This window comes from Herminiimonas sp. KBW02 (assembly GCF_003852535.1).
Classification (GTDB): Bacteria; Pseudomonadota; Gammaproteobacteria; order Burkholderiales; family Burkholderiaceae_D; genus Oxalicibacterium.
Window position 1 is genome coordinate 1 of record NZ_QAJP01000002.1, and the last position, 20,637, is coordinate 20,637.

25 protein-coding genes are annotated in these 20,637 nt (G+C 54.6%); 12 read left to right on the top strand and 13 right to left on the bottom strand.

The genetic code is table 11. From position 1 onward, the window contains the following. The coding region (locus DBR37_RS17220; protein WP_233588232.1) for a hypothetical protein at positions 1 to 209 on the top strand (209 nt) is incomplete at its 5' end. Positions 210 to 221: 12 nt separating this feature from the next. On the opposite strand, the gene DBR37_RS00470 is transcribed toward DBR37_RS17220, so the two are convergent. Both DBR37_RS00470 and DBR37_RS00475 read right to left on the bottom strand, forming a co-directional pair. Beyond that, entirely contained in the window at positions 222 to 800 is a 579-nt protein-coding gene (locus DBR37_RS00470; protein ID WP_233588233.1) for a Dps family protein, read from the bottom strand. A 206-nt stretch (positions 801 to 1,006) separates the two neighbouring features. Beyond that, a complete protein-coding gene (locus tag DBR37_RS00475; RefSeq protein WP_124572337.1) occupies positions 1,007 to 1,684 on the bottom strand; it encodes an alpha/beta hydrolase in 678 nt (225 codons plus the stop codon). Between DBR37_RS00475 and DBR37_RS00480 the strand changes: the two genes are divergently transcribed. After that, entirely contained in the window at positions 1,683 to 1,877 is a 195-nt protein-coding gene (locus DBR37_RS00480) for a hypothetical protein (RefSeq protein WP_124572338.1), read from the top strand. The two genes, DBR37_RS00475 and DBR37_RS00480, sit on opposite strands and share 2 nt — an antisense overlap. 86 nt (positions 1,878 to 1,963) lie before the next feature. On the opposite strand, the gene DBR37_RS00485 is transcribed toward DBR37_RS00480, so the two are convergent. Both DBR37_RS00485 and DBR37_RS00490 read right to left on the bottom strand, forming a co-directional pair. Then, positions 1,964 to 3,148: a diguanylate cyclase gene (locus DBR37_RS00485; protein ID WP_233588234.1), complete on the bottom strand. Its 1,185-nt coding sequence runs from the start codon at positions 3,146 to 3,148 to the stop codon at positions 1,964 to 1,966. A gap of 142 nt (positions 3,149 to 3,290) precedes the next feature. After that, entirely contained in the window at positions 3,291 to 4,874 is a 1,584-nt protein-coding gene (locus DBR37_RS00490; RefSeq protein ID WP_124572340.1) for a glucan biosynthesis protein, read from the bottom strand. Between the two features lie 351 nt (positions 4,875 to 5,225). Here DBR37_RS00490 and DBR37_RS00495 point away from each other — a divergent pair, with 351 nt between their 5' ends. Both DBR37_RS00495 and DBR37_RS00500 read left to right on the top strand, forming a co-directional pair. Continuing rightward, entirely contained in the window at positions 5,226 to 5,465 is a 240-nt protein-coding gene (locus tag DBR37_RS00495; protein WP_124572341.1) for a hypothetical protein, read from the top strand. Between the two features lie 218 nt (positions 5,466 to 5,683). Continuing rightward, entirely contained in the window at positions 5,684 to 6,508 is an 825-nt protein-coding gene (locus DBR37_RS00500) for a D-alanyl-D-alanine carboxypeptidase family protein (protein WP_124572342.1), read from the top strand. A 59-nt stretch (positions 6,509 to 6,567) separates the two neighbouring features. On the opposite strand, the gene DBR37_RS00505 is transcribed toward DBR37_RS00500, so the two are convergent. From DBR37_RS00505 to DBR37_RS00515, 3 genes are read right to left on the bottom strand one after another with little or no spacing between them, the layout of a single operon-like run. Next, on the bottom strand, positions 6,568 to 6,876 hold the full coding sequence (locus tag DBR37_RS00505) for a DUF6587 family protein (RefSeq protein WP_124572343.1): 309 nt from the start codon (positions 6,874 to 6,876) through the stop codon (positions 6,568 to 6,570). Further along, positions 6,873 to 8,705: a ferrous iron transporter B gene (locus tag DBR37_RS00510; protein WP_124572344.1), complete on the bottom strand. Its 1,833-nt coding sequence runs from the start codon at positions 8,703 to 8,705 to the stop codon at positions 6,873 to 6,875. Before DBR37_RS00510 ends, DBR37_RS00505 begins: the two co-directional genes overlap by 4 nt. A 12-nt stretch (positions 8,706 to 8,717) precedes the next feature. Then, positions 8,718 to 8,957 (bottom strand): FeoA domain-containing protein, encoded by a 240-nt coding sequence (locus DBR37_RS00515; protein ID WP_124572345.1) that lies wholly within the window; start codon positions 8,955 to 8,957, stop codon positions 8,718 to 8,720. A gap of 299 nt (positions 8,958 to 9,256) precedes the next feature. On the opposite strand from DBR37_RS00515, the gene DBR37_RS00520 reads away from it, so the two are divergent. After that, a complete protein-coding gene (locus DBR37_RS00520; protein ID WP_124572346.1) occupies positions 9,257 to 9,469 on the top strand; it encodes a DUF3820 family protein in 213 nt (70 codons plus the stop codon). A gap of 22 nt (positions 9,470 to 9,491) precedes the next feature. Here DBR37_RS00520 and DBR37_RS00525 read toward each other — a convergent pair whose 3' ends face one another. After that, positions 9,492 to 9,950, bottom strand: coding sequence for a hypothetical protein (locus DBR37_RS00525; protein ID WP_124572347.1), 459 nt, complete (start codon positions 9,948 to 9,950; stop codon positions 9,492 to 9,494). Positions 9,951 to 10,008: 58 nt separating this feature from the next. After that, a complete protein-coding gene (locus tag DBR37_RS00530; RefSeq protein WP_124572348.1) occupies positions 10,009 to 10,671 on the bottom strand; it encodes a TetR/AcrR family transcriptional regulator in 663 nt (220 codons plus the stop codon). Positions 10,672 to 10,757: 86 nt separating this feature from the next. On the opposite strand from DBR37_RS00530, the gene DBR37_RS00535 reads away from it, so the two are divergent. The 4 genes from DBR37_RS00535 (at position 10,758) to DBR37_RS00550 (ending at position 12,806) form a co-directional block, all read left to right on the top strand. After that, positions 10,758 to 11,201: a nuclear transport factor 2 family protein gene (locus DBR37_RS00535; RefSeq protein ID WP_124572349.1), complete on the top strand. Its 444-nt coding sequence runs from the start codon at positions 10,758 to 10,760 to the stop codon at positions 11,199 to 11,201. A gap of 98 nt (positions 11,202 to 11,299) precedes the next feature. Continuing rightward, positions 11,300 to 11,782 (top strand): VOC family protein, encoded by a 483-nt coding sequence (locus DBR37_RS00540; protein ID WP_124572350.1) that lies wholly within the window; start codon positions 11,300 to 11,302, stop codon positions 11,780 to 11,782. Positions 11,783 to 11,803: 21 nt separating this feature from the next. Continuing rightward, complete coding sequence (locus DBR37_RS00545; protein WP_124572351.1) at positions 11,804 to 12,232, top strand: YciI family protein; 429 nt, start codon at positions 11,804 to 11,806, stop codon at positions 12,230 to 12,232. A gap of 46 nt (positions 12,233 to 12,278) precedes the next feature. Continuing rightward, positions 12,279 to 12,806 (top strand): SRPBCC family protein, encoded by a 528-nt coding sequence (locus DBR37_RS00550; protein WP_124572352.1) that lies wholly within the window; start codon positions 12,279 to 12,281, stop codon positions 12,804 to 12,806. A gap of 59 nt (positions 12,807 to 12,865) precedes the next feature. Here the strand turns inward: DBR37_RS00550 and alkB are convergent, their stop codons facing one another. Next, positions 12,866 to 13,528: a DNA oxidative demethylase AlkB gene (gene alkB, locus DBR37_RS00555; RefSeq protein ID WP_124572353.1), complete on the bottom strand. Its 663-nt coding sequence runs from the start codon at positions 13,526 to 13,528 to the stop codon at positions 12,866 to 12,868. Positions 13,529 to 13,744: 216 nt separating this feature from the next. Between alkB and DBR37_RS00560 the strand changes: the two genes are divergently transcribed. Continuing rightward, positions 13,745 to 14,302 (top strand): PadR family transcriptional regulator, encoded by a 558-nt coding sequence (locus DBR37_RS00560; RefSeq protein WP_124572354.1) that lies wholly within the window; start codon positions 13,745 to 13,747, stop codon positions 14,300 to 14,302. After that, positions 14,302 to 15,132, top strand: coding sequence for a siderophore-interacting protein (locus DBR37_RS00565; RefSeq protein WP_124572355.1), 831 nt, complete (start codon positions 14,302 to 14,304; stop codon positions 15,130 to 15,132). Before DBR37_RS00560 ends, DBR37_RS00565 begins: the two co-directional genes overlap by 1 nt. 50 nt (positions 15,133 to 15,182) lie before the next feature. Here the strand turns inward: DBR37_RS00565 and DBR37_RS00570 are convergent, their stop codons facing one another. The 3 genes from DBR37_RS00570 to DBR37_RS00580 form a co-directional block, all read right to left on the bottom strand. After that, the gene (locus DBR37_RS00570; RefSeq protein WP_233588235.1) at positions 15,183 to 17,042 is read right to left on the bottom strand and encodes a cytochrome c/FTR1 family iron permease; all 1,860 of its coding nucleotides are present in this window, start codon (positions 17,040 to 17,042) and stop codon (positions 15,183 to 15,185) included. A gap of 270 nt (positions 17,043 to 17,312) precedes the next feature. Then, on the bottom strand, positions 17,313 to 18,623 hold the full coding sequence (locus tag DBR37_RS00575) for an MFS transporter (protein WP_124572357.1): 1,311 nt from the start codon (positions 18,621 to 18,623) through the stop codon (positions 17,313 to 17,315). A 351-nt stretch (positions 18,624 to 18,974) separates the two neighbouring features. Next, on the bottom strand, positions 18,975 to 19,877 hold the full coding sequence (locus DBR37_RS00580; RefSeq protein ID WP_124572358.1) for a LysR family transcriptional regulator: 903 nt from the start codon (positions 19,875 to 19,877) through the stop codon (positions 18,975 to 18,977). A 103-nt stretch (positions 19,878 to 19,980) separates the two neighbouring features. On the opposite strand from DBR37_RS00580, the gene DBR37_RS00585 reads away from it, so the two are divergent. Next, complete coding sequence (locus DBR37_RS00585) at positions 19,981 to 20,595, top strand: NAD(P)-dependent oxidoreductase (protein WP_124572359.1); 615 nt, start codon at positions 19,981 to 19,983, stop codon at positions 20,593 to 20,595. Positions 20,596 to 20,637: the final 42 nt, after the last annotated feature.

Sequence of the window (20,637 nt, forward strand, 5' to 3'; positions counted from 1 at the left end):
TGGGGACCCGCGCAGCGGGCAACGACTCCTGCGGTCGCCTTCTTTTGCTTACTTTTCTTGGCGAAGCAAGAAAAGTGAGTAGCCGCCGGGCTACCCCCCGGCAAACCAAGGCTGATCGAAGAAAGAACAGAATCGGTAACCAAAATACGAAACGAAACCAACCCACCAATAAAAAATGCCGCTTAGTCAAAAACCAAGCGGCATTTTAAAAAAAACGTCAATTAATGACCGGTCGAATCAGCATTCCGGCCTGCCTCAAACAGGAACCACGTACGCTGCTCAGCCTCATCAATCCAGACTTCGATCAAACTGGTCGTACCAATATCGTGATGCTCATCGCATACAGCATGGGCGGCACGCAAACGTGAAGTCAGCAACTTGTTATCTTCACGCAGCTCCGCCAGCATGTCATTAGGCTCGACGTAATCTGCATCGTTGTCCTTGATGCGCTGGGTACGCGCAATGTGACCGATAGAGCGCAGGGTCATGCCGCCTACTTTACGGATACGCTCTGCTATCAGATCAGTCATCGCATAGATTTGAACGGCTTGTTCATCAAGCAGCAAGTGGTAGTCACGGAAGTGAGGGCCGCTCATGTGCCAGTGGAAGTTTTTGGTTTTCAGGTAGAGCGCAAACACGTCTGCCAGTACGCCATTCATTGCAGCAGAGATGTCTTTCGTCGCTTTGGCTCCCATGTCGCTAGGGGTAATCAAAGGCGCACTCTGTCTGCGCTTGATATCAGCTACCGAACTGGCCTTGGTAGTTTTCACGGCTTTAGCAGCTTTAACTGGTTTTTTCATACATCGCTCCTCGGTTATTGCTCAGTGATTGAGAGTCACATGCGTATGACTTGGCATGCTTGAAAGTACGCTCTTGCATTTTGACCCAAGCTGCACCATGCAGCAAGTTCGTTAAACTTATAACTCAGATAGCGAAAAATAATTGGATAGTGGATCGCATCATCGTTTAATTAGTAATGCGACCACCCTGCTTTATTTTCAAGTGTTTACTGCAAAAAGAAATCAACTGCCAGCGCAACGATAGGTGGCTGAATGGAGTGATTGCCATTGAATTCAACCAGCTCCACGTCATAACCGGCCGCTTTCAGTTTGGCGACATGCGGACGCGCACTGGTTTCTATCGGCAATTGCTCATCGACCAGACCGTGCGAGATGAAGACCTTGGGCGCGCCTTCTTGCATGAAGACCGACATGAAGCCGCCCGAAAACACGATGACGTGGCTAACCAGATCACCATTGGTGATGCCTGTTGACAGCGAATAGCTGCCACCATCCGAGAAGCCCGCGAAGCCGAAATGCTCCTGATCGATCAGGTAACGGGAAGCAACTTCTGTCAGCGCTTCACCCAGACGCTGGATGTCAGGACCATTGCCTCCAATGACGATATCCCAGGTCACGTACAGCGATTGCGGCAGCAGTAGCAGGAATTTATTGCGCTCGGCATGCTCTTCGAGGAAGGGCAAGACCTTTTCCGCGCTGCCGCCTGCGCCATGGAACATGACCAGCAACGGCACCTTGGCATTCGGTTCAAGACCGGTTGGAACATACAGCACAGCATCACGTTCCTCGAAGATCCCGAGAGAATGTCGACCTGGCTGCAACGGAGATTTGGTAGGCGACGCGTGCGTGAACGACAGGCGTCCCATTAATGAGAGATCAAACATGCCCTTATCTTACCTCTTCCCTCCTGAATTGAAAACCGCGACCCCGCTGCTTGCTGACTGCTCGCCTGCCAGCGCGAGCAAGAACCACACGCCGGCAAGCAGTTGCTGGTCAGCCTTGTCGGCTGGCCTGATGGCGTATTCGTCGATGATTTTGCCGAAGGTGATGGGATCAATCAGCGCCAGTACGGCTTGAGGTAAGTCCAGAGGATGTACACGGCTTCCGCTTCGTGCTTGACGAACGCTGGCTGCAGATAGCCAGGCGGAAGCGCTATCCGGTGATCAGGCCGCGGCGGAGCTCAGGCTGTCTGCGTTGCTGTACTCATCTGCCAGCACCCGGTTGCGACCCTCATTCTTGGCAGTGTACAACGCACGATCAGCCCGTATGCTTAAACGGTCAAAACTTTCACCTTCACGCCAGGTCGCAATACCGATACTGATGCTGTAATGACATTCGCCAAAAGCGCCGGAAATCAGATGCAACTCGGAATCTTCGCGCAAACGCCGTGCAATGGCCAATGCCCCGTTAGTATCCGTATTCGGCAGGAGGATGCCGAACTCTTCGCCGCCGAGTCGCCCCAGAGCATCGCCATCGCGCAGGGATGCGCGCGTCATGCGGGCAAATTCACGCAGCACCTCGTCGCCGCCGGCATGACCAAAAGTGTCGTTGATGCGTTTGAAATGATCGAGATCGATAATCAGCAAGGACAGCGGCCGCCCCAGCTTTCCGGCCCGCATGATCTGTTCGCGCGCCACTGCTTCCAGCCGTTTACGCGACATGGCTTCCGTCAGATGGTCATGATTGGCGGCGTCTTCCAGTGTCGCCAGCATGGCATCATGGGTCAGCATGACCGCTGCCATCGTCATGGTTGGCAAGGTCACCGCGCCAATCACCATGAGCACGATGTTCCAGAAGTTATCGAACATCATGGTGTTGGATGGCTGATCCAGCGTGATGAAGTAAATGCCGCGTGTCAGTTGGCAAGTCGCAAAAATCAGCGCCAGGATGGCAGCGAACCAGTAATTATAGGGATTGCGATGCGCCGGTCTGTGGCGCAGCAAGACCACACTGGACGCGACGCATATCGTGCAAAAGAAGGTGGTCATGATCAGCACCCGCACCGGGATGCTGTTAATCGCGTAGCGCCAGATGATCAGGCCGACGGCAATCGCCGTAATGCTGGCGATCAGCACATTCCAGCGAGACGGCTGGCCGACGAAACGTGCACAGCCGACGAAATAATAGGCGGCAGCTAAAGCCAGTACGGAATTGGCGATAACGACAGAGATGAAATCCGGGATCAGGTCGCGCAAGGCCAGCAAGGGCAAGGAGATGACCACCATCAGGTTGGAGGCAAACCACTCCTGCACACCTGGCACCGACGAACGCAGCAGCGATCCCAGCACTATCGCCATTGCGAGACTGAGCAACGCAGTGGTAGTCAGGATCGAAGCAAGTGTCAGCATGAGCCGGGAGCCGATTTTGGGTGGTGGATACCTATTGTAATCGGCGTAATCGGCAAAAACTTGATTCATTGCAACATTTGCCAGATCTAAATCGGCAAATGTTGTATGAATCGATGGACGTTTTAGTAATTGCTAGCAGCTGTTAATAACTGCGATCAGTCGGCGGCGTCCACTGGTACAACCAGGTTTCCGACAAAGGCTGGCCATCTGCCGCCAGATACAGGCGCAGATCGATAGGCCCTTTGACGTCATCCGCTACCTTCAGGTCAAAAATGGCGCGATAACCCTTGATATCGTGCAAAGGCCGGGCCGAGGTAATTTCCACCGTGCCGTGGGTTGCCGAGATGACCGGCACGACTTTGACGTCCTTGCCCAGCAGCGCAAAATCGCCGCCGGCGAAGTCCACCGCGAAGCGCCAGGAGAAATAAGTGCGTTTTTTGCCGATCACGCCACCTATGCCGGTGCGGGTCGCGACCACCGTTGCAGCCTTGGGTGCGTACGGCATCTTCGCGCCCCAATGCAGTTTGTAACCATATAGCAGCTCTTGCCCCGGCTGCGGCTTGGCTTCCGGATTCCAGAAGGCGACGATATTGTCGAAGGTTTCATCCAGCGTCGGAATTTCGACCAACTGCACCGAACCCTTGCCCCACCCGGCTTTCGGCTCTACCCACAGGCTGGGGCGGCGATCATAAAACACGCCGTCATCCTGATAGTGGTCGAAGTTGCGATCCCGCTGCATCAGGCCAAAACCGCGCGGGTTTTCGTCGGCATAGGCGTTGAAGCGCAGATGTTCGGGATTAAGCAAAGGACGCCAGATCCACTCGCCATTGCCGGTCCACATCTCCAACCCGTCGGAGTCATGGATTTCAGGACGCCAGTCATTGCTGATGCGGCGGTCGTTTTCACCCATCTGGAACATGCTGGTCAGCGGTGCGATGCCCATGCGTTCTATGGTCTTGCGCGGATACAGGGCGACATCCACATCCATCAGGGTCGTCGCACCCGGCGCTATTTCAAAGCGATACGCACCCGAGATGCTTGGTGAATCGAGCAAGGCATACACCACCAGATGACTCGATTGTTTGCTGGGGCGCTCCAGCCAGAACTCGCTGAAACGCGGAAACTCTTCCGGCCGCTCCATGCCGCAATCGATAGCCAACCCGCGTGCCGACAGACCATACTGCCAGTCGCCACCGACCGCACGGAAATAGCTGGCACCGAGGAAAGCGGTAATGTCACGTACCAGATCGGTATGGAAGTTGACACGGAAACCGGCGAAGCCAAGATCCTTGGGCATCTCCGATCCTTTCAGCCCACTCTTGCCATAGTTAAACATGGCCGGGTCGTAAGCCAGTTCGAGCGCCTTGCCGTCCTTCACTTCATGGATTTTGACCGACTGACTGGCATACATGCCGAGATGGAAAAATTTAACCTGGAAGCGCAGTTTGTCCTGGGCCCACAAAGCGTGATCGTCGCGATAGCCGATAGCCTGGTACTGATCCCAATCCAGTGCCTTGACTGCAGCCGGCACCGGATAATCCGGCGCATGGTAAGGCTTGGCGGCCAGATCGCGGGCCTGCCCTTTCAGCCATGCGTAATCGAAGGATGCGGGCTTACCCAGGGTTTTAAGATTGGAATTGGCACTGCCTGCGGCATACAGAGCGGGAGCATGAAATCCGGCCAGTGTCAGCGCGGCGGAAGCTTTGAGTAAATCACGACGTTGCATTGTGCTCCTTGATAGCTATAGGTTCAGCACGCTTTGGCATGTCTGAGGCAAGAACGTTCACTTTCTTGCAACAGGAAAATCATTTCACTGCGCGCATATGCAAGGTTTTACTAGCAATTCGTGCGCCACCACAATTTTTCCATCAGGAAATTAACCATCCTCGAATTTACTTTAAATAACAAGATTAAATTCAGCAAAATCAATTACTTGGAAGCTAATTGCAATGCTATTTATCCAAGTCACTATCCGCGCCCGATCTGATAAAAAATGATTAATTGACCCATACCAAGACAAACCCCGCCCTGATTGGATACTATTTGCCTCTTACTCATACCAACGATAGGAGCATCCATGAGCGATCAGAAAACAGACACGGCACCAGCAGAAGACACATACAGCCGTAGCGAGATCCTTTCTTTCTGCCGCCACCTCGGTCGCAGCCTGAAAGGCAGCAACGATGAAAGCAATACAGCCCTCGCCATGCACCTGATGCGTGAAGCCGAGTACCTGGGCAAAAACCAATTCGAAACCGTTGCTGATATGTTTGCAGCGGTGGCACACACGGTCGATCCTAATCTGCCGAAGAAATAATCTTCCGCATCAATTCACAGAATTGAAACACCTGCTGCACTGAGTAAAAATTGTGCAGCAGGCATCCCTCTCCGGCGCCCTCGCCTCCGTCATTCAGAATATCTCTGAACAATTTAACATCCGTTACAAAATATAGTCTGCTGCACGCTGCTTAACACCAACTTTGCAGTAAGAAACGAGGCTATTATTCCCGCTCAAAGAAATTCACCCGAGCGTTTATGATCCGTTCTCTCCTCCTCGCTGTTGCCATCACCGCTGCCAGCTCTGCATCTGCCGCTACCGTCGGTTCCAAACATGCCATCGTCATCGATGAAGGTACCGGCCATGTAGTATTTGAAAAGAATGCGACCGATATCGTCCCCATCGCTTCGCTCACCAAACTGATGACGGCGATGGTGGTACTGGATACCAAACCCGATATGCATGAGCGCATCACGGTGGCCGAAGAAGATGTCGATACGCTGAAGTTCAGCTCGTCGCGCGTACCGGTAGGCGCAGTGCTGTCGCGCCACGAATTACTGGAGCTGGCGCTGATGTCATCCGACAATCGCGCCGCCCATGCACTGGCACGTACCTATCCGGGCGGCATGGAACACTTCAAGCTGGCAGTGCGCAGCAAAGCGCATATGCTCAACCTGCGTCGCACCAATATAGAAGAACCGACCGGCCTCTCGCCTTATAACACCTCGACCGCTACCGACCTCGCCAAGCTGGCGCTGGCAGCATCCAAATATCCGGAAATCGAAAAGATAACGACCGTCAGCAATGACGTGATCGACGTCAACGGCTCTATGCGCCAGTATCACAACACCAACAAACTGGTCGGTGACAAGAACTGGTCTATTTTGATGTCGAAAACCGGCTATACACAAGAAGCCGGCCGCTGCATCATCATGCGTGTACGTGCCGCAGGACGCGATGCCATTATGGTTTTATTGAATGCACGCGGGAGTGCGAGTCGGACTGCAGATGCCAACTACCTGCATCGTTTGCTGACGAAAGAACATCATCAGCCGGTGATGGCCAGGCTCAATATCAAATAAGCCTGACCGGATTGCAATCGCTTAATGCATTTAAGCGATTGCGGCTTGCATAGCCAACCTCAAATATGCCGCTGGAACTCCAGCGGTTTCGCCTCAAGCCTCGCTTCAGACTCTGCTTCCGGATTTGATTCGCAAGTCGAGCAAGTGCTGCAACCGCTACCGCAGCCACCACCCGAACTTTCACCCGGCATCAGGAACGCACCCAGGCTGCGCAACAAATACGTGCGCGCAGGCTTGCTCAGCATAGTCGCCAACGCTTGTTGACGCGCGCGCATCCACTTCGGCAGCAATTTGCGCAGCACATACAGTGCACTGAAGAAAACGATCGCGCCGATAATCACATCCTGCAGCAAGTCATACGCGCTCATGTCAGTGCCTTTGTAATCTGATAAGTCAGGAATGCCGCCAGATAAGCCAGGCCAAACAGATAGCCTGCGGAAACGGCTACTGTACGCCAGGAATTCGTTTCACGCCGGATCACCGCCAGCGTCGACATACATTGCGGCGCGAACACATACCAGGCCAGCAAGGACAAGGCAGTTGCCAGCGACCATTGTGCCGCGATCAGCGGGCCGAGCTGCGCTGCCACCGCTTCTTCGCTACCCGACATCGCATACACGGTACCCAGTGCCGCTACTGCCACTTCACGTGCCGCCAGACCAGGAATCAGCGCAATACAAACCTGCCAGTTGAAACCGATAGGAGCAAAGACAGGCTCCATCAACCGTCCTAGCTGACCCGCCAGGCTGTAATCAATGGCAGGCAAGGTTGCGCCTTCCGGCGGTGCGGGGAAAGTAGAGAGGAACCATAGCAGTACCGTCAGCGACAGGATGATAGTCGTCACACGGCGCAAGAAGATCAGTGCGCGTTCCCACAGACCAATCGCGACATTGCGTACGCCCGGCATGCGATACGACGGCAATTCCATCAGTAAAGCGTGCTCGCTCTTATCCTTGCGCATGCGCTTGATAAACCAGGCCACCGCCATCGCGCTGACAATACCCGCCACATACAGCACGAACAGCACGATGCCCTGCAGGTTAAAGATGCCCCACACCGTGCTGGCCGGAATAAACGCGGCGATCAGCAAGGTATAGACCGGCAAACGTGCCGAGCAAGTCATCAGGGGTGCGACCAGGATAGTCGTCAGACGATCCCGCGGGTCCTGGATGCTGCGTGTCGCCATGATGCCCGGAATCGCGCATGCGAAGCTGGACAGCAAAGGAATAAACGAACGCCCGGTCAGCCCCGCCTTGAACATCAGGCGGTCCAGCAGGAAGGCCGCACGCGGCAGGTAGCCGGACTCTTCCAGCACCAGGATAAAGAAGAACAGAATCAGAATCTGCGGCAGGAACACCAGCACCGCGCCCAGTCCGGCAAACAAACCGTCCACCACCAGGCTACGCAGCAAGCCATCCGGCAAGGTCGCGGCAAACCATTCACCGGTTACCGTCACGCCGTTGGTAATGCCGTCCATCAAAGGCTCGGCCCAGGAAAATACCGCCTGGAAAATAAAGAACATCACCAGCGCCAGGATCGCCAGACCGAACACCGGATGCAGCACCCAGCGATCTATGGTGTCGTCTATGCCGGAAGTCGCGGTCGGCATCACTACCGCCGCAGCCAGTATCTTGCGTACCTGATCATGCACTTCACCTTCGTGCACAAGCGGCGCGACCATATCCCTGGCCACTACCTTATCCAGATGCGCTACCAGGTCTTGCGCGCCGCCGGTCTGAATGGCGACGGTTTCAATCACATCCATACCGAGCTGACGCTGCAACTCTTCGCGATTAATCGTCACGCCACGCTTGCGTGCCGCATCCATCATATTCAGCGCCAACACCATCGGGCGCCCCAGACGTTTGACTTCCAGCACGAAGCGCAGGTGCAAACGCAGGTTGGTAGCATCCACCACGCAGACGATCAGTTCCGGCACCGCTTCACCTGCACGTCGGCCCAGGCAGATATCACGTGTAATCACTTCATCCGGGCTGGTCGCATCCAGGCTGTAAGCGCCTGGCAAATCGAGCAGGCTGAAGACGCGACCGGATGGCGCAGTAAAGCGCCCTTCTTTACGCTCCACCGTCACGCCAGCGTAGTTCGCTACTTTCTGGCGGCTTCCGGTCAGTTGATTGAATAAGGCAGTCTTGCCACAGTTGGGATTACCGACAAGCGCAATGCGGGATATGGACATGGAATATAAAAATTAGCTGGCGACGTGCACGCGCACGCGCTGCGCTTCAGAACGACGTAAAGCAAAACGGGTAAAACCAATTTGCACTAGAAGGGGATCGGCACCTATAGGGCCACGCGCCACGATGCGCACAGGCTCGCCGGAAACAAAACCGAGTTCGCGCAAACGTTTGGCGATCGGATCATCGCCTTCGACATTAATAACGTCGTCAACTACGGCGGGAGTAAAGGGAAGCAATTCGGAAAGATTCACAGCGGACCAATACAAATAACAATGATTCTCATTATAAGACAATTCTGTAGAGAGGATGAGGCTGGGAAAAGTTTCACGTAATTAACAAACATGCGCTAATTTATTTTTTGCTGACGCTTTTCTTTGCCGTTCGCACCCGCAAAATATGCGAACGCCATTATCGTCGCTCCGGTCCGCGCTGATCTTTATTTTTTGTATCCGCATGTGCAGATAGGCAAAAACCGCAGTCTGTGTTTATCATGACGCACTGCATATGCGCACTATGCGGGTATCCCCATGAACAGTCACTGCCAGGAATCATGAACCAAGAAGCTCTTCAACTACTGGTAAGCCGCACCATGCCTTACGGGAAATACAAGGACAGGCTGCTGGCTGATTTGCCCGGCCACTACCTGGGCTGGTTTGCACGGGAAGGTTTTCCTGCGGGCGAACTGGGTAGCCTGATCGCGCTTATGTATGAACTCGATCACAATGCGTTGCGGCATTTGCTGGATCCTTTGCGCAACCGATAGCTCACACAAATGCCGTCAACGTTTATCTTTTAAAATCAACGTTTTGAGAGACATAGCGAATGATGTTTCTGACGCAAATCGCAAATAACAATCCGCCTGTCAGCAGAATAATCAAACCTGGCAACCAGGGCGCGACCAGATCTCCCATCCAATTCAATAGCGCAGTCATCGACAGCCAACCGTTTGTTCCGGATTTGCCGATGTAATCGCCTGTAATCATCATGCTCGACCCCAGCTTGATGAGTACCACCGCAATCGACAGCAAGATCCAGCTCCACCAGTACCACTTCTTCGCTTCGTGCACCACCGCATCCCGCCCATAACAGGCTTTAAGCAAACGAAAAAAGCAAACCGCATAAAACAAAACAATGGCCAGTACTGCAACTGAAACCCAGTTCAGGTTTGTCGCTACCATCAGCAGCGCAATGCAGGAAAACGCGGCCGTCAGGACGAACCAAAGCGCATAAAAAATCTGTTTCATTCCATTGCCTCAAACGAGATCAGGGTTACAAGCTCAAACACGCGGTCGCTCCGGCACATTAAGCCCAGCCACGCGCCAGCGGCATGCCAAACTCCACCATATCAATCAGGCGCTGCCCTATCGCTGCCGCCTGCTCATCATTCAGGCTGCGTAAAGGCCCGTCTATCGACAGCATGGCCAGTCCATGCACGGCCGACCATGCAAGGAACTCGGCACCCGCGCGCCGCTCCGGCGCCATTACACCGGCCGCCACCAGCTCGTCCAGCGCCGAACCCAATAACTGGAAAGGCGTAAGGCCACTCGCTCCGGCCATTGCCGGCGTCTGCGCCTGCTGCAAATCTTCATGCACCGAAAAGGCCGTGCGGAACAAGCCCGGCTCGGCGCGTGCAAAGCGCAGGTAGCCGGTGCCGACTGCACGCACATGTGCGCGCGCCAAATCAGCGGCATTGCCATTACCGACGCAAGCCTGCATTTCCGTTTCTATTGCCAGCGCAAGCTGTGACTGAGCGACAAAGCATACCGCCTGCAATAAGGCATTGCGATCGGCAAAGTGCCGGTAAGCCGCATTCGGCGCGACCCCGACCTGCCGCGTCGCCTCCCGCAATACCACGGCAGCCGGCCCTCCGCCCCTTGCCAACTGCGTTCCGGCTTCCAGCAAAGCCCGGTATAAATCCCCGTGGCGGTAAGTCTCGCGCTTAGGAATTACTGATTTTTTCGTCATCTTGAATAAATGTGTACGCCGTACACTAGTTGTACTATTATTTATGGACACTGTACACAATAACTTACTTCCACAGGAGAAACAGTATGAGTCAGGAGACAAATAACACCGCAGCAGAAGCAGAAATCCGCACCTTGATCGATAGCTGGATCAAGGCCGCCAGCGCCGCCGATGTGGACGCCACGATGGCGCACTACGCGCCTGACGTCATCGCCTACGATGCCATCCTGGCCTTGCAATTCAAGGGCTGGGATGTATACAGAAAGCATTGGCAGATGTGTATGTCCATGTGTTCTGCGATGAGCTTCAAGGTAGATGACTTGCATATCGCAGCGAGCGAGAACGTAGCCTTCAGCCATTGTCTGAATCGTTGCGGCGGCGTAGACAAGGACGGCAATGAACACACGTCATGGATGCGTGCGACCACCGGATATCGCAAGATAGATGGCAAATGGAAAATCGTGCATGAACATTTCTCCGCACCTTTCGATATGGAAACCAGTAAAGCCCTGTTCGACCTGCAACCTTAAACCTGGGAAATCGGGGCCAGATAAAAACAGAGACCATAGAGTCCGTGCAACAGACAGGGATCACTTATCACTTATCTGATATCCACGAGGAGCACACCATGAGCAAGCCGGCAGTCAAAGCCATTCCGGACGGAATGCACAGCCTCACCCCACACCTGGTCTGTGCCGATGCAGCGGCCGCCATCGAATTTTACAAAAAAGCGTTCCACGCCACAGATGTATCCGTCCTGCCCGGCCCGGGCGGCAAGGTGATGCATGCTCAGTTGCGCATAGGCGACTCAGCGCTGATGCTGATGGATGAATACCCTGAGTTCAACGCCTACGGCCCCAAATCACTGAAAGGCAGCCCGGTCACCATCCACCTCTATGTGGAAAATGCCGACGCCGTCTATAACCGCGCCGTCGCCGCCGGTGCGATTGCCAAGATGCCGCTGGACGATACCTTCTGGGGTGATCGCTATGGTGTGCTGGAAGATCCGTTCGGCCATTCATGGTCCATCGCTACCCATATACGCGACCTCAGCCCGGAAGAAATCCGCGCAGGTGCGCAGAAGATGTGTACTGAAGAGCCCGTCAAATAAAGCCAAAAAAGGAACATCAGCATGCGCTTTATGATCATCATCAAAGCAGACAAAAATACGGAAGCTGGCGTCATGCCCGACGAAAAACTCTTTACCGAGATGGGCAAGTTCAACGAAGAACTGGTGAACGCAGGCATCATGCTGGCGGGTGACGGCCTGCATCCAAGTTCAAAAGGCGCACGCGTCCAGTTTTCCGGTGATAAGCGTACCGTCGTAGACGGGCCTTTTCCCGAAAGCAAAGACCTCATCGCCGGCTTCTGGATCTGGAAAGTAAAATCGAAAGAAGAAGCCATCGAGTGGGTCAAGCGCTGTCCCAACCCGACTGGCGCCGAATCGGAAATCGAAATCCGCCAGTTATTTGATATGGAAGATTTCGGTGCCGAGCTGACGCCGGAACTGCGTGCGCAGGAAGAACGCTTGCGCGCCAAAATGGAAGCTGATCAGGGCTGAACCGTGCAACACCATTCATAACAACACTAATCATTCGAGACATTACATGCTAAAAATCATCGCCATTGCCATACTGGTTGTCGTCGTCGCCATCCTGATCTACGCCGCGACCAGGCCGGACACCTTCCGCGTTGAACGCACTACCACCATCAAGGCACCACCGGAAAAGGTATATGCGCTCATTAACGACTTCCACAGCTGGACCACATGGTCACCATATGAGAAAAAAGATCCGGACATGAAGCGCACCCATAGCGGCGCAACCAGTGGCACCGGTGCAGTCTACGAATGGGATGGCAATAAGAATGTCGGCAAGGGACGGATGGAAGTCACCGAATCCTCACCTTCATCGCGCATCGTGATCAAGCTGGATTTCTTCTCGCCGTTTGAAGCGCACAACACGGCGGAATTCATCTTGCAAGCGCAGGGTGACTCCACTGAAGTGACCTGGGCCATGTATGGCCCGGCCAACTATATGTCTAAATTGATGGGCGTCTTTTTCAATATGGACAAAATGGTTGGTGATGATTTTGCCATCGGCCTGGCCAACCTGAAAACCACTGCCGAGAAGTAAACATGGGCATGACGCAAACAGGCTGAAGCGAACATTCAAATTAAGAATGAATATTCAAATCAGCCTGCCTTGCGAAACGTCAGGTTAATCCGGCGTCTGCCCAGCAAGGGATGCATTGCCTCCCTCAGCGCCAGCACCCCGTGATAACGCAAACGCGCAGGCCCGCCCCACACCACTACATCACCATGTTGCAATGGTAAGCGTTGCGGCTTATCTGCACGCGTATCACCGCCGAACTGGAACACTGCGGGAATGCCGAGCGAGACGGACACAATGGGCTGCTGCAAGTCCTGCTCATCCCTATCCTGATGCAAGGACATGCGTGCACCCGGCTCATAACAGTTAATCAGGCAGGCATCCGGCAAGAAGTCTGTGAAGCCTGCCGCTGACGCTGCAGCCTGCGCCAGCCGAACGAACGACGCCGGCATCTGCGGCCACGGCTGACCACTCAAGGGATCGATAGCATCATAGCGATAGCCAGTCCTGTCAGTAACCCAGCCGCAAGCACCGCAATTCGTCATTGCCACCGACATGCGAAAACCACCAGGCGTATGCATATGACGGAACGGCGCCGCCTGGCGCACGCTTTCGATGCCAGCCAATAAATCAGCCTCGTACTCCAGCGCATAAGCGCGCAGCACGACAGCACCGTCGCACAGATCTTCGCGCCAGCTGCGTTGCTCATCTATTCCGTCAAGTAAGTCCAAATCCGATACCCACATTTATATGCCTGCTGCATGCGGCCTGCCCCATGCCAATCCGACATTATCGCCATACCCCGCAATTCCTGCAGTGAGCGCGCCAAATCGGAGCCACAAACAGGGTTTTATTGCCAAAAGACATCAAACCAGACTGAAGTATTTGCATTATCTAATTTGACTTAGACTGCATTTAGATATATCTTATTTATTCTAGATATAGACTAGCCAGGAAAAATCATGAAACATCATCACTCCCATTGCCGGATGGCCAGCCGTAGCGACGGCGACGATATCGGTGGCGGCCGCGGTCGCCGCATGACAGGCGAAGGACGCATATTTGGCCACGGCGGCTTGCGCTTCGTGCTGCTGCACCTGATCTCGGAGAAACCGAGCCACGGCTACGAATTAATCAAAGCAATCGAAGAACGCCTGGACGGCACTTACAGCCCAAGCCCGGGCACGGTTTACCCTACCCTCACCTTGCTGGAAGAGCTGGCACTGCTCAGCGTGGATGAAGCCGATCAGGGTGGTCGCAAACGTTATCAAATCACCGAAGCCGGTGTGCGCCACCTGGATGAAAACCGTCCCATGGTAGACGCCATGCTGCTGCGCCTGAACGGCGGCGTCGACGGTGCCGGACTGCGTGGCGGCCGCCCACCGCAAGTCAAACGTGCGATAGAAAACCTCAAGCTCGCTATGCGCATGCGCCTGTCCGGCGAAGCGCTGACAGCGGAACAGGCAAACGCCTTTGCCGCCATTCTCGATCGCGCAGCCCAACAACTGGAGCAAATTTAATGACAGCCAAGCTCCCTGCTGCAGCCACGCTACCTGACCGCACACCCAAACGTGTGCGTCACACTTTGCGCTTTCGCGCACTGGAAGTCGTCAAGACCGAACGGGTCACGCCGCATCTTTTGCGCATTACCCTCGGCGGTGACGAGCTGACCGACTTTGTCAGCCCGGGCTTCGACGACCACGTCAAACTCTTCTTTCCGGATGCAAACGGCACTCTGACCTTGCCGACCGCGGGCCCGGATGGTCCGGTCTGGCCGGATGGCGCCAAACCGACGATGCGCGATTACACGCCGCGTCGTTTCGATCCGGTCGCCAAAACGCTGGAAATTGATTTCGCCCTGCATTTGGCCGGCCCGGCAACGCGCTGGGCCGAACAAGCCGCACCTGGTCACCGCATCGGCGTAGGCGGACCACGTGGCTCATTCATCGTAACGACAGATTTTGACTGGCACTTGCTGGTCGGTGACGACACCGCCTTGCCCGCTATCTCGCGCCGCCTGGCCGAATTGCCTGCAGGCGCGCACGCCATCGTCATTGCCGAAGTAGATACACCCGAAGATAAAGTGACGTTAACGACAGCCGCCAATGTGCAAGTCATCTGGGCCTATCGCAATGTGGCAGGTGACGTAACATTCCCCTTGCTGACCGCACTGGAACAAACTGCACTGCCGGAAGGTGATTTTCATGCCTGGGTAGCCTGCGAATCTGCCGCGGCAAAAGCCGTACGCACACATTTAATCGACGTCCATCAAGCGAATCCAAAATGGATACGTGCTTCCGGTTACTGGCGCAAAGGCAGTGCCGATACGCATGACTCTATCGACGACTAACAGTAAAAAGCCCGCTACAGCGGGCTTTTTTAGCGCTTTACGGCACTGCTTTACTTCGCATTCGCCTGACGTCGTGACAACCATATCCCGAGTATCACCAGCGCCAGCACCACCGCCTGCGTGCTCACACCTTGCAGGGTCGGATGTATGCCGAGGATAGGCACGGTGATGAAGTGGATGCGATCCGCCTCTATCACGCCTGCTTCCTGCAAAGCCGCGATACCGTTACCGGCAAATACGACTGCCAGGAAAGCCAGCAAAGCCGAAGTCACGCCAAAGAACGGGCCGATAGGCAGGCGTATGCTGTACTTCAGGATAGCCCAGCCGATGATCGCCAGCAGGACTGCCGCGGTTGCAATGCCGCTCAGTACCGCCACATGGCCGTCGTCGCCGACTTGTACCCACAATGCCTGGTAGAACAGGATGATTTCAAACAGTTCGCGGTACACGGCGAGGAAAGAAACGCCGGCCATCGCCCACACTGTTTTCTTTTCCAGCGCTGCGCTGACGTGTTCACGGATGAATTTTTGCCAGGCTTGCGCGTAGGATTTGCTATGCAACCAGTAACCGACATACAGCAACATGGCCGCGGCAATCAGCGCAGTAATGCCCTCCGTTAGTTCGCGGTTAGCACCGGAAATGGTGAGTACGTAGTTCGCAACGACCCAGGTCAGGATGCCCAGTGCGACAGCCGCTATCCAGCCGTAATGGATGTAACGCAAGGCGTCGCGGCGACCTGTCTTGATGACAAAGGAGATAATTGCCGCCAGCACCAGTATCGCTTCCAGGCCCTCACGCAACAGAATGAGCAAGGCGCTGAGGAAGGCCGTGGTTGCCGACAAATCGCCGGATAGCGCCTCTTCTGCTTCATCCAGCAAGTCGTCGATTTCCTTCACCTGCCTGGCGACTTCTTCTACCGGTTTGCCGGCACCTATCGAAGCGCGCAACGCCATCATTTCCAGTTCAATTTTTTGTCGCAGCACGCCGTCGGCGTTATCCAGGCTGCTTTCCACCAGCTCAAAACCCTCGAGGTAAGCGGTAATCGCCAGTTGGCGCGCAGTTCCCGCATCACCAGCCTGGTATGCCGCCAGCGATTGCGCCAGTTTTTCGCGCGAGAATTGCAATGGCGAAGGCGCGGCGATCTTGATTGCTTCAGGATGTTTGGTCAGATAGCTTTGAACTTTGGTGAGCGCGCTGCCGCCAAGTTGTTCTACTTCATCCGGAGTCTGGGTGACCAGTGCACGCAGGTTTTCAAACTCTTTCTTGCCCACGCCTTTTTCCCACCCGGCCTCACCCTGCTTTACATCCTCTTCGGTACCGCGCAAGGTGCCGACGAAAAATGCCAGTGCCCAGCGATCCTCTTCAGTAATTTCAGTAAAAGGCCGCATAGGCGTGCCGCCTACGCCCAGCGCGATGGTGTTGTACAAGCCGTAGATGCTGCGTACTTTCATGCGCGCCTGATCGTGGAAGTCGCTCGGTTCCGGTTCCATGCCTTTAGCCAGCGGGCCATCGCCACGACCTGTCGCACCATGACAGGCGGCGCAGTTCGCTGCATACAGTTGTGCGGCACGTGCCAGATCAGGTGTGCCTTTCGGTGCGACCGCGACCTTATAGACGCGGATGACGTCGGCACGCAAAGCGTTGGCCTGCTTCGATACTTCGGCACCTTCCGCCTTCGCGGCGATGGCTTTACGCAGCGCCTGCCCTTTGTCGAGCAAGCCAGCCTGTTCTGCATGTGCCGGCATTTCTTTTAACAAGCTTAAAGCCTGGGTAGCAAACTCCAGTTGCTCTTCAAATTCAGATTGATTCAGGACCTTACCGTTTTGCACAAACTCCGGATAGTCGACGCTGATGTAATCAAGCATGTGCACCACGGTCTGCGCTTTTTCATCGTCGCTGGTCGCTGCCACGCTGTACGCGCTGGCGCATAGGCCCAGTAGCAACAATACAAGCGAGGCAAAGAAATGAACGTAAGAGATTCGGGACTTATTTTGGAAATGCATTGTTAAAAAAGTGTGAGGAAATAAAACTCAGATGGTAGCAGATAATATGAGAATGTTTCTCATTATCATTTATTCATAGGGGCATTTCCAGCTTGCTCTTGAAGTTGAAGCAATGGCCGACGCAATAAAAAAAGCCCGCATCAGCGGGCTTTTTTAAGCAGTGACAAGCAGCAGAGCTTACTTGTTCACCAGCGAACGTGGTTGCAGCAATGCCAGGCCTGCACCCAGTATCAGCGCACCAGCGACGAAATACATACCAGCGTTGGTGCTGCCGGTAACGTCTTTCAGCCAGCCGACAATAGTCGGGCTGACGAAACCAGCCAGGTTACCAACCGAGTTGATCAGGCCGATACCAGCAGCGGCAGCGGCACCACCCAGGATTGCGCTTGGATAAGTCCAGAACACAGGCATGGTCGACAACATACCAGCGGTACCAAGCGACAAGGCCATCAATGCCAGTACAACGTTATTGCCATACACGGTGCTGAGGAACAAGCCGAGGCCACCCAAGGCACTTGCGATGGCAAAGTGCCAGCGACGTTCACGCATACGGTCAGCGCTGCGTGCCACCAGCAAGGTAGCAATCACGCCACAGGTGTAAGGGATTGCGGTCAGCAGGCCGACGTCCAGTGCGTCTTTCACGCCGGAAGCCTTGACCAGGGTTGGCAGATAGAAGCTGATACCGTACAGACCCATCATGCAGCAGAAGTAGATTGCAGCCATCAACCAAACTTTTGGGTTGGTGAAGACGCCAGCTACCGAGTGCGATTTGTTACCGCCTGCATTGTCTTTGGCGATGTTGTCTTCGAGGATGGTTTTTTCGCTATCCGACAACCACGACGAAGCGCGGATGCTGTTCGGCAGGTAGAACAAAGTCATGATACCGAGCGCCAGCGATGGCAAGGCTTCCAGCAGGAACAGCCATTGCCAGCCGTGCCAGCCATTCATGCCAGCGAAGGCATTCATGATCCAGCCCGACAAGGGACCGCCGACCACGCCAGCGATAGGAATACCAATCATGAACAAAGCGTTCATGCGGCCGCGACGCGAAGTCGGGAACCAGTAGGTCAGGTACAGGACGATGCCCGGGAAGAAACCAGCTTCAGCTACACCCAGCAGGAAGCGGATAACGTAGAACATGGTCGGTGTTGTCACGAACATGGTCGCGGCAGACAGGATGGACCATGTAATCATGATGCGGGCGATCCAGCGACGTGCGCCGACCTTGTGCATGATGATGTTGCTTGGTACTTCAAACAGGAAGTAACCGATGAAGAAGATACCGGCGCCGAGGCCGTAAATGGTTTCGCTGAATTGCAAGTCGTTCAACATGCTGAGCTTGGCGAAGCCCACGTTGACGCGATCAAGATAAGCTGCAACGTAGCAGAGGAAAAGGAAAGGCAGCAAACGCAGGGTTACCTTGGCGTAAATGCTGTCCTCCAGCTGGGTACGATCGCTGGCGGTAGTACTGAGTGGAATGGAGCTCATATATAAGTGTTAAATCAGAATTGTCAGGCCGAAAGCACAGAAGGGAAAAAACTGCCTTCTGATCATGCCGGATGGTGCACTGCCTCCAAAAGACAGGTGCTATCTACTAAACTGCTACAAATGCTGGATTGACAGACGTTTGCGGGTGCCGGTTTGGGATATTACCGGGCATGGATAGGTGGCCAGTTTTGCTGACTTGGCGATCATAGCACCCGGTTTTTTGCTCACACATGCAAACAATTCATCTGTAGATGAAAATAATGCTGCAGGACAGCAATGCAAAATTCATCTGTTTGCAGAATGCAAATGGATGTTGATCATCAAATTATTGCTGCACTTGCAAATTTATTATCAGATTGCCTGATCCCAGTCCGGCTCGTCCGTATACCGTTCCGCCAGGAAATCCAGCATGGACCGTAACGTCGCAGGCATATGCTTGCGTGATGCATACACACCGAACACGCCAAACTCCTGCGGATGATATTCCGGCAACAAGGCTTGCAATTGTCCGGAGCGGATAAAAGGTGCTGCCAGGAAAGTCGGCAGCAATGCCACCCCTGCTCCGGCCAGTGTCGCCTGCACCAGCGACGTTGCATCGTTGGCGCTGATATTTCCTTTCACCGCGACATTCACCGGCTCATCACCACGTTCCAGCATCCACACGCTGCCGTAATAAGAATGTGTCAGGCAGTTATGCAGCGCCAGTTGTTCCGGCTGCGTCGGTTGGCCATGCTCACGCAAATAAGCAGGTGATGCACAGAGTACGGAGCGGCATACAGTCAAACGACGTGCAATCAGGTTAGGATCCAGTTCCTTGCTGATACGTATCGCCAGATCGATGCGCTCCTCGACCAGGTTCACTACCCTATCCAGCAACAGCATATCCACTGTCACGCCCGGGTATCGCTTCACGTAATCAGCCACGGCTGCCGCCAGTTGTGCCTGCCCGAACGAAGTGCTGACCGTGATGCGCAACAAACCCTGCGGCGCATCTTCCGGAATCGCGACGACGTTCTGCATATCGGTCGCCAGTTCCAGCATCTGCCTGCAGCGCGGCAGCATCTCTGCTCCGGCGGCGGTCAGGCTCAGTTTGCGTGTGGTCCGGTGCAATAAACGCGCACCGGCCCACTCTTCCAGTTCTGCCAGATAGCGCGACACGACCGGGCGCGACAGGTCGAGCTGATCCGCCGCAGCAGACTGGCTGCCGCTATCGACTACACTGACAAACACTTGCATTGCGGTGATGCGATCCATGATTTGACCGATTTTAGAAACAAACTATCTTAGATAATACGCTTTTTACATCTGCTTTAAGCAACTAAGCTACATACGTCACTTAACCTTTTAGGAGAAACATATGAGCAAGATTGCCATCATCGGTGCCACCGGACGTGCCGGTAGCCAGTTACTGGAAGAAGCACTGCGTCGCGGCCACAGCGTCACGGCCATCGCACGCAACACGGCCAGGCTGGCAGGTCGCCCTGGTGTAACGACTGTTGATGTCGATGTACTGGATACCGCTGCCTTGGAAAAAGCCGTGGCCGGACATGACGCTGTTTTCAGCGCCGCGCACTTCAGCGGCATCCCGGCCAGCGCAATTATCGATCCGGTCAAGAAAGCCGGCGTCAAACGCTTGCTGGTAGTTGGCGGCGCCGGTAGCCTGCTGGCCGCACCTGGCGTACGCGTCATCGACTCGCCTGACTTCCCGGAAGCGTACAAGGCAGAAGCAACTGCCGGCGGCGTCTTCCTCAATACGCTGTTGCAGGAAAAAGACCTGGACTGGACCTTCCTGTCGCCGTCTGCAGAATTCGTGGAAGAAGCCCGCACGGAAAAATTCCGCCTCGGCAAGGATGAGCTGTTGGTTGATGCCAATGGCCGCAGCTGGATTTCGTTCAAGGATTACGCAATTGCCTACATCGACGAACTGGAAAAACCAGCACACAGCCGCCAACGCTTTACCATTGGTTATTAACAGTTGATTGCTGACTGCTGATTGCAGCAGACAGAAAAAAAC